Below are 14,457 nucleotides of genomic sequence, written 5' to 3' on the forward strand. Positions count from 1 at the left end.
CCGCCCGTCGCGCGGTCGGCGCGGCGGGCGGGCAGTGGGCGGGAGGCGTCGGCCGGGCGGCTCAGGTGCCGGCGATGCCGGTGGTGGAGATGCCCTTGATGATCTGGCGCTGGAAGAACAGGAACACCACGATCAGCGGCAGCGCGGCGAGCACGGCCTGGGCCATGTTCTGCGCGTACTGGATGCCGTAGGCGCTGATGACGGTCTGCAGACCCGTCGGCAGCGTCATCAGGTTCGCGTCGTTGACCACGATGAACGGCCAGAGGAAGTTGTTCCAGGCGCCGATGAACACGAAGATCGAGACCGCACCGAGGATCGGCCGCGACAGCGGCAGGATGATGCTCAGGAGGATCCGGAACCGGCTCGCGCCGTCCATGAGGGCGGCCTCCTCGAGCTCGTAGGGGATCTGGTCGAAGAACTTCATGAGGATGAAGACCATCGGGGCCGCGACCACCTGCGGGAGGATGATGCCCCAGTAGGTGTCCACGAGGTTCAGCGTGAGCATCAGCTGGAACAGCGGGACGATGAGGATCTGGGCCGGGATCATGATCGAGGCCAGGATCATCGAGATGATCAGCTTCCGTCCGGCGAAGCGCATCCGCGAGAGGGCGTAGCCCGCCAGCGACGAGATGATCACGGTGATCAGGGTGACCATCGCCGAGGTGAACAGGCTGTTCCAGGCCCAGCGCGGCACGCGGCCGGCGCTGAGGACCTCGATGTAGGACCCGAGCGTGAAGCCGCTCTTGGGGAAGATCGACACGGGCATCGCCGCGGCCTCGGCCTCCGTCTTGAGGGAGGTGAGGGTCGCCCACAGCACCGGCACCAGCCAGGCGAAGGCCAGCACCACGAGGATGACGAAGGCGATGATGCGCGCCGGCGGGATCTTCTTCCGGCGACGGCCGAGGGACGTGGCGCCGGCGGAGGCCGCCGGGCCGGGACGGGAGAGGGTCGGGGTCGCTGCGGTCATGCCTTCACGCTCCGTCGGGACGCGATCACCATGTACACGATGGAGATGATGATGATCAGGAAGAAGAAGATGTAGGAGATGGCCGAGGCGTACCCGAGGCGGTAGCCGGTGAAGCCGACCTCGTAGATGTACAGCAGCACGGGGCGGGTGGAGCCGCCGGGGCCGCCGCCGGTCATCTGGAAGATCTGGTCGAAGACCTTCAGGGAGGCGAGGATCTGCAGCACGAGCACCAGCACGGTGGTCGGGGCCAGCTGCGGCAGGGTGATGGAGCGGAACTTCCGCCACGCGCCCGCGCCGTCCAGGGACGCCGCCTCGTACAGCGACTCCGGGATGTTCTGGAGCGCGGCGAGGTAGAGCAGGAAGTTGAAGCCGACGGTCCACCACACGGTGGTGATGACGACGGCGACCATGGCGGTGCTCGGGTCCTGCAGCCACGTCGGCCCGGTGATGCCGAACCAGCCCAGGAAGGTGTTCACCAGGCCCAGCTGCGGGTTGTACATCCACACCCAGAACTGCGAGACCACGGTCGAGGCCAGCAGGAACGGCAGGAAGAACGAGAGCCGCCAGAGCCACTGGCCCGGCAGGCCGGTGTTCACCAGCACGGCGAGCACGAGCGCGACCACGACCAGCGGGACGGTCGAGAGCACGGTGAACCAGACGGTGTTGCCCAGCGAGGTCCACACGTTGGCGTCGCCGAGGGCCTCGACCCAGTTGTCCAGGCCGACGAACTGGGTGTTGGTGCCGGCGAGGCTGGTGCCGGTGAAGCTCATCCAGAAGCCGTAGATGGTGGGCCAGATGAGGAAGAGCCCGAAGGCGATGAGGAAGGGTGCGCAGTAGAGCCACCCGCGCAGGGTGTCGGTGCGGCGCCGGGCGCGCCGCCCCTCGGTCAGGTGCGAGGTGTCCCCCGCCGGCACGGAGCCGGTGCGGGCGCCGCTCGGTGCGGCGAGACCGTCAGCAGTGGTCATCGGTCGTCTCCTTCGACGGGCTGGATCACATCGGGCTCGGCTTGGCGAGCAGGTCGTTGATGCGGGCCACGAAGGCGTTCCAGCCCTCGAGCGGTTCGGCGCGGCGCGCCCAGACGTTCTGCATGTCGTTGCCGAAGTACGTGTGGAAGTCGCTGCCCGAGCCGGTGAACCACGCGGGCGGGTCGTAGACCAGGTAGTCGCTGGCGTCGGCGTAGTGCGACTGCGGGACGAGGTCGGCGTAGGCCGGGTCCTGGACCACGGGGCTGTAGGCGGGGATGTGCCCGGCGTTGGCCCACTGGATCGAGTTCTTGAGGATGTACGCGACCATCGCGTGGACGTTGCGGCGGCGCTCCTCGTTCGGGGAGCTCTGGTGCGGCAGCACGAAGGAGTGGGAGTCCGCGTAGGCGGCGGGCCTGCCCAGCACCCCGGGGATGACCTGCATGTCGAAGGGGACGCCCTCGTTGCGGTAGCTGCCGATCTCCCACACGCCGCCGTAGAAGGCGCCGCTGCCACCGGTGGCGAACTCGGAGATGGCGGTGCCGCCGTCGTGCGAGGAGTTGCCGACCTCGCCGTCGATCAGCGTGAGGATGTACTCGATCGCCTGGATCGCCAGCTCCTCCTGGTACTGCATCGTGCCGCCCTCGGGCAGCTCGATGGTGCCGCCGAGCTGGGTGTAGTACGTGCAGAACATGCGCCACTGGTTGGAGCCGTCGCCCAGGTACCCCCAGGAGAGGCCGAACCCGCTGGGGGCCTGCGCGCCCAGCGCCAGCAGCTGCTCGCGGTACTCCTCCGGGCTGGAGACGGGCAGCAGCAGCCCGTCGGTGCCGAGCTGGCCCGCGGCCTCGGCGATCTCCGTGTTGTAGTACATGACGAAGGGGTGCGAGTCCAGGGCGATGTCCAGGAGCTTGCCCTCGACCATCATCTTGTCCCAGATCAGCTCCGGGAAGTCCTCCTGGCGCACGCCGAACTCGCCGAGCAGGTCCAGGTCCCACTCGTCGAGCAGGCCGCCCGGGGCGTAGCCGGGGATGCGGGCGGCGTGCATGACGGCGACGTCCGGGGCGCGGCCGCCGGCGGAGGCCATCGCGAGCTTCGTGTAGTAGGGCGATCCCCAGGCGAGGACCGTCGGGGTCACCGTGGCGGCGCCGTCGGTGGCCATGTAGCCGTCCAGCAGCTCGCTCATGGTCACGCCGTCGGGCCCCGAGAGGAGGTGCCAGAAGGCGATGTCGTCGGCGGGGCGGGCGGCGGCGCCGCAGCCGGCGAGCGCGCCGAGGGCCCCGAGGGCTCCGAGGCCGCCTGCTCCTCGCAGCAGCGACCGACGGTCGATGCCGCCGGATCGGGGCGGTCCGGCGCTGGGGCCGGCAGAAAGGTGCGTCATCCTGTCCACCTCTTCGTGGTGGGGGCCGGGCGCGCAGCGGGTCGCTGCGGTCCGGAGTCCCGATGGGCTCGATACGTGCAGTGAACTTACAACGTTGCATACATGGCGTCAACACGTCGAGGCAGAACCGGCAGCCATGAATGTGAACGTTGACATCGTGACCTGCGGATTCGCCCCGCGCCGTTGCCGAGTCGTGATCCTGGGCTCCTCGGCGGCGACCCGCCGAGGTCCTCGGACACCCCGATGTGAACGTTGACATCGGGGGTGCCCGGCTGGTTCGATGAGCTCATGACACACGACGACGTGGCCCCGCACGGCGCCCCCTCCCCCGCGGCCGATCCCGCCGCCCTCATCGGCGCCGGCGCGGCGCACCTCGGCATCGAGCTCGGCTCGACCCGCATCAAGGCCGCCCTGGTGGACGATGCCGGCACCGTGCTGGCCACCGGCTCCCACGCCTGGGAGAACCGCCTCGAGGACGGCAGCTGGACCTACTCCCTCGAGGACGTCCACGCGGGGCTGCAGTCCTGCTACGCCGACCTCGCGCGGCGCGTGCGCGAGCAGCACGGCGCCGAGCTCGCCCAGGTGCGCAGCCTCGGCGTCTCCGCCATGATGCACGGCTACCTCGCCCTGGACGCGGAGGGCGCGCTGCTGACCCCCTTCCGCACCTGGCGCAACACCTACACCGGCGAGGCCGCCGGGATCCTCTCCGAGCTGCTGGGGCGCAACATCCCCCTGCGCTGGTCGATCGCCCACCTGCTGCACGCCGCCCGCGGCGGCGAGGAGCACGTCTCCCGCATCGCCGCGCTCACCACGCTGGCCGGCTACGTCCACGAGCGCCTCTCGGGCCGCCGCGTGCTGGGCGTCGGCGACGCCTCGGGCATGTTCCCGATCGCGGCCGACGGGCGCAGCTGGGACGCCGAGCGCCTGGCGAAGGCCCAGGCGCTGCCCGAGCTGGAGGCCATCGGCCGCCCGCTGACCGAGATCCTTCCCGAGATCCTCGTGGCGGGAGAGGACGCCGGCACCCTCACCGAGGACGGCGCCCGCCTGCTGGACCCGAGCGGGACCCTGCGGCCCGGCGCGGTGCTGGCCGCCCCCGAGGGCGACGCCGGCACCGGCATGGTCGCCACCTCCGCGATCGCCCCGCGCACCGGCAACGTCAGCGCGGGCACGAGCGCCTTCGCGATGGTCGTGCTCGAGGGCGAGCTCTCCGCCCCGCGCGAGGAGGTCGACCTCGTGACCACGCCCGCGGGCGACCCGGTCGCGATGATCCACACCAACAACTGCACCGGCGACCTGGACGCCTGGCTGCGGGTGCTCTCGGAGTTCTCCGGCCTCATCGGCTCCGCGAAGGAGCCGGGCGAGCTGTACGCGCCGCTGTTCGAGCTGGCCCTCCAGGGCGAGGCCGACGCCGGCGGGCTGATCAGCTACAACTACCTCTCCGGCGAGCACCAGACCGGCGTCGAGTCCGGCCGGCCGATGCTGGTGCGCGCCCAGGACGCGCGCTTCACCCTCCCCAACCTCCTGCGCGCCCACCTGTACGGCGCCTTCGGCGCCCTCGCCACGGGCATGCGGATCCTCCTGGAGGAGGAGAAGGTCCGCCTGGACACCCTGTACGCCCACGGCGGGATCTTCAGCACCAAGGGCGTCGCCCAGCAGATCCTGGCCGATGCGCTGCGCACCCCCGTGGCCGTGGACGACTCCGCGGGCGAGGGCGGCGCCTGGGGCATGGCCCTGCTGGCCGCCTACACCGCCGAGCGCACGGCCGGCTCCGCCGCGAGCCTGGACGAGCACCTGCGCACCCGGATCTTCGCGCACCGCTCCACGCAGACCACCGCCCCCGATCCCGTCGGCGCCGAGGGCTACGCCCGCTGGCTCGACGCCTACCGCGCCGCGCTGCCCGTCCAGCGGCTCGCCGGCGAGCTCATCCCCGACAAGGAGACCCGATGACCATCGTCCTGTCCGACCTTCCCGACGCCGTCCAGGAGGCCGTGGCCGCGACCCGTCGCCGCGTCAGCGACCTGCACGCCGAGCTGCCCCGCAACGGCCTGGTCGTGTGGACCGCCGGCAACGTCTCCGAGCGCGTCCCCGCCGTCGAGGGCGAGGAGGACGTGCCCGGCCTGCTCGTCATCAAGCCCTCCGGCGTCTCCTACGACGACCTCTCGCCCGACGCCATGGTCGTGTGCACCCTGGACGGGAAGAAGATCGAGGACGGCACCCCCGCGCACCTCCAGCCCAGCTCCGACACGGCCGCCCACGCGTACGTCTACGCGCACATGGACCACGTCGGCGGGGTCGTGCACACCCACTCCACCTACGCGACGGCCTGGGCCGCGCGCGGCGAGGAGATCCCCTGCGTGCTGACGATGATGGGCGACGAGTTCGGCGGGCCGATCCCCGTGGGGCCCTTCGCCATCATCGGCGACGACTCCATCGGCCGCGGCATCGTGGAGACCCTGCGGGGCTCCCGCTCGCGCGCCGTGCTCATGCAGAACCACGGCCCGTTCACCATCGGCTCCGACGCCCGCGACGCCGTCAAGGCGGCGGTCATGTGCGAGGAGGTGGCCCGCACGGTCCACATCTCCCGCCAGCTGGGCGATCCGCTGCCCATCGCGCCCGAGCTGATCGACGCGCTCTTCGACCGCTACCAGAACGTCTACGGCCAGCCCGCGGCGGCGGGAGAGGACGCCTGAGCCGTCCCCGCACGGACCCAGCGCCCCGTCAACTCCCCGGAGATGTCGGGGCGCTCTCATGTCAGATCCTCCACGCCATCGCTGTGACCTGGCATGATGCGCTCCCGTGTGGCCGACATCACGGCGAGAACTTGAAAGCTCGCTGAGTACGGCACAGGCTGGACACCGTAGAGGAAACGACTTTCATACGTGACGCCAGGGAAAGGGACTGCCATGACCGACTCCGACACGGCCGAGAACGGAGGTGGAGGTCCCGCCGTCACGGACCCCACCGCCTGGCCGGAGCACCTCCCCGAGACCGTCCATCTCCCCCGCTCCATGCAGATCGCCGAGGACGACACCGACGAGGAGATCACCGCGAAGCTGCGCCGGCAGGGCGCGCGCATCGGCGCCGGGACCATCGCGCCGGCCGTGTTCTGGCCGGCCCTGATCGTGATCCTCGCCGTCGCGATGCTCTCCGTGCTCTTCCCCGAGACCTCCTCGAAGGTCATGACCGGCCTGCAGGGCTGGATCGTCGCGGACCTCGGCTGGTACTACATGCTGGCCATCGGCGGCTTCGTGGCCTTCGCCATCGTGCTGGCGCTGTCCTCCTACGGCCGGATCCGGCTGGGCCGGGACGACGACACCCCGGAGTTCGGCCTGTTCTCGTGGTTCGCGATGCTGTTCGCCGCCGGCATGGGCATCGGCCTGGTCTTCTACGGCGTGGCCGAGCCGCTGGGCTACACCACGGGCAACGCGAAGCCCGGCTGGAACGGCGAGGGCGTCGAGCTCTCCGGCCTGGCCATGGCCCAGACCTTCATGCACTGGGGCCTGCACCCCTGGGCGGCGTACGCCGTCATCGGCCTGGCGCTGGCCTATGCGATCCACCGCCGCGGCCGCCCCGTCTCGATCCGCTGGGCCCTCGAGCCGATCTTCGGCGAGCGCGTCAAGGGCTGGGTCGGCGACGTGATCGACGTGCTGGCGATCTTCGGCACCGTCTTCGGCATCGCGACCTCCCTGGGCCTGGGCGTCCAGCAGATCGCGGCCGGCATGTCCGCCATCGGCGTGGTCGGCGAGGCCAGCAACGGCTTCCTCATCGTGCTGATCGTCGTGATCACCTTCCTGGCCACGCTCAGCGTGGTCAGCGGCGTCGGCGTGGGCATCAAGTGGCTCTCCAACGCGAACCTCTCCCTCGCCGGGCTGCTCATGATCGTCGCGCTGATCTTCGGGCCGACGGTCTTCCTCATGCAGAACTTCGTCGAGGCCCTCGGGGTGTACCTCACGAACTTCTTCCACATCACCCTGGACGTGGGCGCCTACGACCGCTCCACCGAGGCCCAGGAGTGGTTCTCCGGGAACACCCTGTTCTACTGGGGCTGGTGGATCGCCTGGGCGCCCTTCGTGGGCGTGTTCATCGCGCGCATCTCCCGCGGCCGCACCGTGCGCGAGTTCATCGCGGGCGTGCTGCTGGTGCCCTCCTTCGTGGGCATGATCTGGTTCTCGATCTGGGGCGGCAACGGCCTGTACCGCCAGTGGTTCGGCGCCGGCGACCTGGGCGACATCACCGCCCCGGAGTCCATGTTCCGCATCTTCGAGGACTTCCCGCTGACGGGCCTGCTGTCGATCCTCGGCATCGTGCTGGTGACGATCTTCTTCATCACCTCCTCGGACTCCGGCTCGCTGGTGGTGGACATGCTCGCCTCCGGCGGCCACCCGAACCCGCCGATCTGGTCCCGCGTGCTATGGGCCTGCCTCGAGGGCTTCCTCGCGATCGCCCTGCTGCTGTCCGGCGGGCTCACCTCGCTGCAGGCCGGCTCGCTGGTGACGGCGCTGCCCTTCAGCGTGATCCTGATCCTCATGTGCATCGCTCTGGTCAAGGCCCTGGGCCTGGACCACGCCGTGCTCCAGCAGCACGAGCGCACGCAGCGGCTCGAGGCCCTGACCTCGCATCTGACCGGCGAGCTGTCCTCGAGCTTCGCCGAGAGCAGCGAGCTGGAGACCTTCGTGGACGATCGCATCGACTACCGCCTCTCCCGCACCCGCGGCGCCTTCAAGCGCCCCAAGGGCGAGGGCTCCGGCGCCGTGGGCGGCTCCGCCCCGCGACGCGACGCGCAGGAGTGACGATGCGCTGAGCCGCCGCGCCGCAGGCGGCGGCACGCACCCCGGGAAGGGGCCGGTCCGAGGACCGGCCCCTTCCGTGCATCCCGGGGCAGGCCGCTCCGGGCGCCCGATGCTCCCCCGGCCCGCCCCCGGCGCGGCCGGGGGTCGCGCGCGTCTTGACAGCCCAGGATGTGAACGTTCACACTGGGGTGGTGCCCGCCGACGACGGCCGAGGCGCACCGACCCCGTACAGACACGACCGAGGGAGCCCTCGTGCACAACCCCTTCGAGACCCGCGAAATCTGGTTCCTCACCGGCAGCCAGGGCCTCTACGGCCCCGAGACGCTCGAGCAGGTCGCCGAGCAGTCGCAGACCATCGCGCAGACGCTCGACGCCGCCTCCGACATCCCCGTGAAGATCGTCTGGAAGCCGGTCCTCACCGACCGCGACGCGATCCGCGACGTGGCGCTGGCCGCCAACGCCGACCCGGCCTGCGTCGGCGTCATCGCCTGGATGCACACCTTCTCCCCCGCGAAGATGTGGATCCTGGGCCTGGAGGCCCTGCAGACCCCGCTGCTGCACCTGCACACCCAGGCCAACGTCGAGCTGCCCTGGGACAGCATCGACATGGACTTCATGAACCTCAACCAGGCCGCCCACGGCGACCGCGAGTTCGGGTACATCGCCTCCCGCCTCGGCGTGGCGCGCAAGACCGTCGTCGGCCACGCGAGCCACCCGCACGTGCAGGAGAAGATCGGCCGATGGGCCCGCGCCGCCACCGGCTGGGCCGAGATGCACTCCCTGAAGCTCGCCCGCTTCGGCGACAACATGCGCAACGTCGCCGTCACCGAGGGCGACAAGACCGAGGCCGAGCTGCGCCTGGGCGTCTCCGTGAACACCTGGGGCGTCAACGACCTCGTCGCCGTGGTCGACGCCGTCGAGGACTCCGCGATCGACGCCCTCGTGGCCGAGTACGAGGAGACCTACGAGGTCGCCCCCGAGCTGCGCGCGGGCGGGGAGCGCCACGAGTCCCTGCGCTACGGCGCCCGCCAGGAGCTGGGCCTGCGCACCTTCCTCGAGGAGGGCGGCTTCGGCGCCCTCACCACCAACTTCGAGGACCTCGGCGGCCTGAAGCAGCTGCCCGGCCTCGCGGTCCAGCGCCTCATGGCCGACGGCTACGGCTTCGGCGCCGAGGGCGACTGGAAGACCGCCATCCTGGTGCGCGCGGCGGCCGTGATGGGCTACGGCCTGCCCGGCGGCGCGTCCCTCATGGAGGACTACACCTACGACATGACCCCCGGCGGCGAGAAGATCCTCGGCGCCCACATGCTCGAGGTCTCGCCCTCGCTCACCACGCAGAAGCCCAGCCTGGAGATCCACCCGCTGGGCATCGGCGACCGCGAGGACCCGGTGCGCCTGAAGTTCACCACCGACCCCGGCACCGCCGTGGTCGTGGCCCTCTCGGACATGCGCGAGCGCTTCCGCCTGGTCGCCAACGTCGTCGACGTCGTCGAGCCCGATGCGGAGCTGCCGAACCTCCCCGTGGCCTGCGCCGTGTGGGAGCCCCGCCCCGACTTCGCGACCTCCGCCGAGTGCTGGCTGACCGCCGGCGCCGCCCACCACACCGTGATGACCACGGCGCTGGGCCTGGAGGTCTTCGAGGACCTCGCGGAGATCGCCGGGATCGAGCTCGCCGTCATCGACGAGAGCACCACCGTGCGCGGCTTCGCCCAGGACCTGCGCACCAACCAGGTCTTCCACCGCCTGGCCCAGGGGTTCTGAGATGTCCGCGTCCGATGCCCGCCCGGGCCTGAGCTGGTCCGGGACGGTCGACTACGGCCCCGGCCCCCTGCACGCCCCGCGCACCGTGGCGGAGCTGCAGCAGGTGGTCGCCCGCGCAGGGCGCATCCGTGCCCTGGGCACCCGGCACTCGTTCTCGCGCGTGGCGGCATCGGACGCGGACCTCGTGACCCTGGCGGGGCTGCCCGAGGAGATCGAGGTCGACTCCGCCGCCCGCACCGTGCGCGTGACCGCCGGCGTCCGCTACGGCACCCTCGCCCTGGAGCTCGCCCGGCACGGCCTGGCGCTGGCCAACACCGGCTCGCTCCCCCACATCTCCGTCGCCGGTGCCAGCGCCACCGGCACCCACGGCTCCGGGGACCGCAACCAGGCCCTCGCCGCCTCGGTGCGGGCGATCGACCTCGTCACCGCCGGCGGGGACATCGTCTCGCTGAGCCGCGAGGGGGACGAGGCGGTCTTCGGCGGCGCCGTGCTCGCCCTCGGCGCCCTCGGCGTGGCCACCCACCTCACCCTCGACGTGGTCCCCGCCTTCGACGTGCGCCAGCGGGTCTACCTCGACCTGCCGGCCGAGGAGCTGCGCGGTGCGGGACTGGACGCCGTGCTCGCCGGCGCGTACAGCGTGAGCATCTTCCACCACTGGGACGGCACCGGCGCGCAGATCTGGGCGAAGCAGGCGGTCCTCGCCGGGGACGCCGCCCAGCGCGCCGCCGCCGCGGAGGCCGCCGGGACCCCCGGGCTGCCGACCGATCCGGAGTCCCCCTTCCCGGAGGTGTGGCACGGCGCGCGCCTGGCCTCCGGGCCGATGCACCCGCTTCCCGGCATGCCCGGCGACTTCTGCACCGACCAGACCGGGGCGCCCGGGCCCTCGCACGAGCGCCTGCCGCACTTCCGCCTCGAGTTCACGCCGTCCAACGGCGAGGAGATCCAGAGCGAATACTACGTGCCGCGCGCGCAGATCGCCGACGCCCTCGCGGCCGTCATGCCGCTGGGCGAGCGGATCCGCCCGCTGCTGCACGCCTCCGAGGTGCGCACGGTCGCGGCCGATGACCTGTGGCTCTCCCCCGCCCACGACCGCGACAGCGCGCTGGTCCACTTCACGTGGAAGCAGATGCCGGACGAGGTCGAGGCGCTGCTGCCGGAGATCGAGGCGGCGCTCGCGCCGTTCTCGCCGCGGCCGCACTGGGGCAAGGTCTTCACCACGCCGGCCGAGGAGGTCCGCGCCTGCTACCCGCGCCTGGCGGAGTTCCAGGCCCTCGCCGAGCGCCTGGACCCGCAGGGGACGTTCCGCAACGCGTACGTGGAGACGTACCTCTTCTGAGCGCCCGCCGGAGCCGCGGCTCGAGCCCCCTCAGACGGTCGAGCCGCGGATCTCCAGGCGGGGCGGGACGATGATCTCGCACCGGGCGGGCTCGCGGCCGTCGATGAGCTCCAGGAGCATCTCGCCGGCGCGGCGGCCCACCTCGCCGAGGTTCATGTCGACCGTGGTCAGCGGCGGGCGCGCGGCCAGGGCCATCACGTCCCAGTTGTCGTAGCCGGTGACCGCGACCTGCTCGGGCACGGCGATGCGCCGCTCGTGCAGCTGGTCCAGGACCCCGCGGGCGATCTGGTCCGAGCCGCAGCACACGGCGTCGACGTCCAGGCCCGAGGCGAGGGCGATGTCGATCGCGCGGCGGCCCCACTCCTCGCTCCAGGTGCCGAACATCGGCTCGCCCACCAGGGCGTCCCCGGCCGTGTCGACGACGGCCTCGGCCCGCACCCGCGCCGAGCGGTGCCGCTGCGGGCCGGTGACGTGGAGGATCCGGGAGCGTCCCAGCGACAGCAGGTGCCGGGCGGCGAGCGCGGCGCCGGCGGCCTCGTCGCTGAGCACCGCGCACTGCTCGGGGTCGTCGGGGCGGGTGAAGGCGTAGACCACGGGGATGTCGATGTCGACCCGGGCGCGCTCGTCGGTGGAGCGGCCGGTGACGACCAGGCCGTCCACGCGCCGCCCGCGCAGGGAGCGCACCAGGTGCTCCTCGCGGGCGCGGTCGTCGCGGGTGTCGGAGAGGATCACCGCCATCCGGCCCACGGAGAGGGCGTCCTCCGCCCCCATGAGGATGGGCAGGGTGAAGCGGCCGAAGCTGTCCGTGGTGAGGAACCCGACCGTGTAGGTGCGGCCGCTGGCGAGGCCCCGGCCCCGGGAATCGGGGACGAAGCCCAGGCGATCCGCGACCTCCTGGACGTGACGACGAGTTTCCTCCCGCAGGCTGCCCGTGCCGTTGAGCGCCTTCGACACGGTTCCGAGCGAGACGCCCGCTGCGCGCGCGACATCGCCGATCTTCACCGTGGCGGGGGACGATGCGCGGGGGGACATGGAAGAACTGTACGCCAGGGCTTGCGCGCCCGGGAGCGGTCGACGCATACTGTGGCGCACGGCAAACGTTTGCCTAGTTTCCGTCCCTGTGCCTCATCGAGGAGGCCCGCCCCGTCCGGAACCCCGCCCTGCCCCGCGCCATCGGCCGCCCGAGCCCGCCGGCACCCGCGACCCCTGATGCCGTCCCGACGCCCCCGACGCCCTTGCAGCCCCTGACGCCCTGACGTCCCACCGCATCGATCCCCCGAGGAGCACCCCGCATGACCTCCGCACCATCGACCGCGACCGCCTCCCCGACCACCCGCACCGCCTGGACGGCCCCGCCCGTCGCCCCCACCGCCCCCGTGCGCCTGCGGCCGCTCGCCCCCGGCGACGCCCGCATCACCGGCGGCTTCTGGTCCGTGCGCCAGCAGCGCAACCGCTCCGTCGCCCTGCGCGAGGGGCACGCCAAGCTCGAGGAGTTCGGCACCCTGGACAACTTCCGCATCGCCGCGGGGACCCGGGAGGGCGAGGCCCGCGGGCCGATCTTCCAGGACTCCGACGCCTACAAGTGGCTCGAGGCCGTCGCCTTCGAGATCGGCCGCGAGGACGACCCCGAGCTGCGGGAGATGCAGGAGTCCGTGACCGCGGTCATCGCCTCCGCCCAGGCGGAGGACGGCTACCTCAACAGCGTCCACCAGCTGCGCCACGGGCTCGAGGAGCGGTACACGAACCTCGCCTGGAACCACGAGCTGTACTGCTACGGCCACCTGTTCCAGGCGGCCGTCGCCCAGTCCCGGTGCACCGGCGACGACGCGCTGCTCGAGGTGTCGCTGCGGGCCCTCGACCATCTGGGGAGCGTCTTCGGCCCCGGCCGCCACGAGGGCGTGGCCGGGCACCCCGAGATCGAGATGGCGCTGGTGGAGCTGTACCGGCACACCGGCCGCCGCGACGCCCTGGACCTGGCGCGCTTCCTGCTGGAGCGCCGCGGCCACGGCGCGATCCTCGCCGAGGGGATCCGCGACGCGACCTACTTCTCGGACCGGGTGCCGGTCCGCGAGGCGAGGACCGTCGAGGGCCACGCCGTGCGGGCGCTCTACCTGGCCTCCGGCGTCGCCGACCTCGCGATCGAGGACGGGGACGAGGAGCTCCTGCGCCGCCAGGAGGAGCTGTTCGCGACGATGCTCGCCACCAAGACCTACGTCACCGGCGGCATGGGCTCGCGCTGGGAGGGCGAGGCCTACGGCGACCCCTACGAGCTGGGACCGGACCGCGCCTATGCGGAGACCTGCGCAGGGATCGCGGCGGTGCAGTGGGCGTGGCGCCTGCTGCTGGCCACGGGCCGGGAGCAGTACGCCGACTTCATCGAGCGGGCGCTGTACAACGCGGTCCTGCCCGGGGTGTCGCTGAGCGGCACCGAGTACTTCTACGTCAACGCCCTCCAGCTGCGCTCGCAGGCCCACGCCACCACCGCGACGCAGGCCGTCAACGGCCGCGGCGCCTGGTTCGACTGCGCCTGCTGCCCGCCCAACGTCATGCGCACCCTGGCGAGCCTGGACCAGTACGCCGCCACGGCCGATGCCGAGGGCCTGCAGCTGCACCAGTACGCCGAGGGCGTGTGGACGGCGCGCCTGGGCGAGGAGGCGCTGAGCGTCGAGGTCGCCACCGGCTACCCGCACGCCGGGCAGGTGCGGCTGCGGATCCTGGAGGCCCCGGCCGGCGAGGCGGCGCTCTCCCTGCGCGTGCCCGCCTGGTCCGCATCGGCCGAGCTCGAGGATCGCGAGGGGACCCAGCAGCTGGGCCCGGGGCTGCACACGATCCGCCGGGTGCTCGTCGCCGGCGAGGAGCTGACCCTGCGCCTGGACCTGGGCGCCCGCTTCGTCGGCGCGCCCCACCGCCTGGACGCCTCCCGCGGCGCGGTCGCCCTGGAGCGCGGGCCGCTGGTCTACGCCCTCGAGCAGGTCGACCAGACCGGCCCCGCCCTGGTGGACGATGCGCTGGTGGATCCCGCCGCCCCGGTCGCGGAGCATCCCCTGGAGGATCTCGACGGGGTGGTCGCCCTGGACGTGGCCGGCTGGGCGAGCCCCGCCCCGCAGGTCGACGTGGACGCGCCGTGGCCCTACCGTCCCGTCAGCGCGACAGCGGCGGTGCCCGGCGCGCCGTGCACCTGGCGGGCGATCCCCTACTACGCCTGGGCGAACCGGGAGGTGGGCCCCATGCGGGTCTGGCTCCCCGCCGCCGGGGCCTGAGCG

The 14,457-nt window shown here is 72.1% G+C and carries 10 protein-coding genes; 6 read left to right on the forward strand and 4 right to left on the reverse strand.

The annotated features are described in order from the left end of the window. Window positions 1-61: 61 nt before the first annotated feature. Genes BF93_RS14285 through BF93_RS14295 form a run of 3 tightly spaced genes read right to left on the reverse strand, consistent with a single transcriptional unit; the run spans window position 62 to window position 3,307 of the window. Entirely contained in the window at window positions 62-967 is a 906-nt protein-coding gene (locus BF93_RS14285; RefSeq protein ID WP_038373511.1) for a carbohydrate ABC transporter permease, read from the reverse strand. After that, on the reverse strand, window positions 964-1,932 hold the full coding sequence (locus BF93_RS14290; RefSeq protein ID WP_038373512.1) for a carbohydrate ABC transporter permease: 969 nt from the start codon (window positions 1,930-1,932) through the stop codon (window positions 964-966). Before BF93_RS14290 ends, BF93_RS14285 begins: the two co-directional genes overlap by 4 nt. A gap of 25 nt (window positions 1,933-1,957) precedes the next feature. Beyond that, window positions 1,958-3,307 carry an extracellular solute-binding protein gene (locus BF93_RS14295; RefSeq protein WP_051486991.1) on the reverse strand — a complete coding sequence of 450 codons (1,350 nt, stop codon included), beginning with the start codon at window positions 3,305-3,307 and terminating at the stop codon, window positions 1,958-1,960. 288 nt (window positions 3,308-3,595) lie between these two features. On the opposite strand from BF93_RS14295, the gene BF93_RS14300 reads away from it, so the two are divergent. From BF93_RS14300 to BF93_RS14320, 5 genes are all read left to right on the forward strand, one after another. Then, window positions 3,596-5,254, forward strand: a complete 1,659-nt coding sequence (locus BF93_RS14300; protein WP_038373599.1) for a xylulokinase — start codon at window positions 3,596-3,598, stop codon at window positions 5,252-5,254. After that, window positions 5,251-5,997, forward strand: a complete 747-nt coding sequence (locus tag BF93_RS14305; RefSeq protein WP_038373515.1) for an L-ribulose-5-phosphate 4-epimerase — start codon at window positions 5,251-5,253, stop codon at window positions 5,995-5,997. The genes BF93_RS14300 and BF93_RS14305 overlap by 4 nt, the downstream gene beginning before the upstream one ends. 213 nt (window positions 5,998-6,210) lie before the next feature. After that, a complete protein-coding gene (locus BF93_RS14310) occupies window positions 6,211-8,097 on the forward strand; it encodes a BCCT family transporter (protein ID WP_051486992.1) in 1,887 nt (628 codons plus the stop codon). A 252-nt stretch (window positions 8,098-8,349) separates the two neighbouring features. Next, entirely contained in the window at window positions 8,350-9,858 is a 1,509-nt protein-coding gene (araA, locus tag BF93_RS14315) for an L-arabinose isomerase (protein ID WP_038373516.1), read from the forward strand. 1 nt (window position 9,859) lies between these two features. After that, window positions 9,860-11,194 (forward strand): D-arabinono-1,4-lactone oxidase, encoded by a 1,335-nt coding sequence (locus BF93_RS14320; protein WP_038373518.1) that lies wholly within the window; start codon window positions 9,860-9,862, stop codon window positions 11,192-11,194. Window positions 11,195-11,224: 30 nt separating this feature from the next. On the opposite strand, the gene BF93_RS14325 is transcribed toward BF93_RS14320, so the two are convergent. Beyond that, window positions 11,225-12,226, reverse strand: a complete 1,002-nt coding sequence (locus BF93_RS14325) for a LacI family DNA-binding transcriptional regulator (protein WP_038373519.1) — start codon at window positions 12,224-12,226, stop codon at window positions 11,225-11,227. A gap of 260 nt (window positions 12,227-12,486) precedes the next feature. Here BF93_RS14325 and BF93_RS14330 point away from each other — a divergent pair, with 260 nt between their 5' ends. Beyond that, window positions 12,487-14,454 (forward strand): glycoside hydrolase family 127 protein, encoded by a 1,968-nt coding sequence (locus tag BF93_RS14330; protein WP_038373520.1) that lies wholly within the window; start codon window positions 12,487-12,489, stop codon window positions 14,452-14,454. Window positions 14,455-14,457 lie beyond the last annotated feature (3 nt).

It is taken from the genome of Brachybacterium phenoliresistens (genome assembly GCF_000576425.1).
Classification (GTDB): Bacteria; Actinomycetota; Actinomycetes; order Actinomycetales; family Dermabacteraceae; genus Brachybacterium; species Brachybacterium phenoliresistens.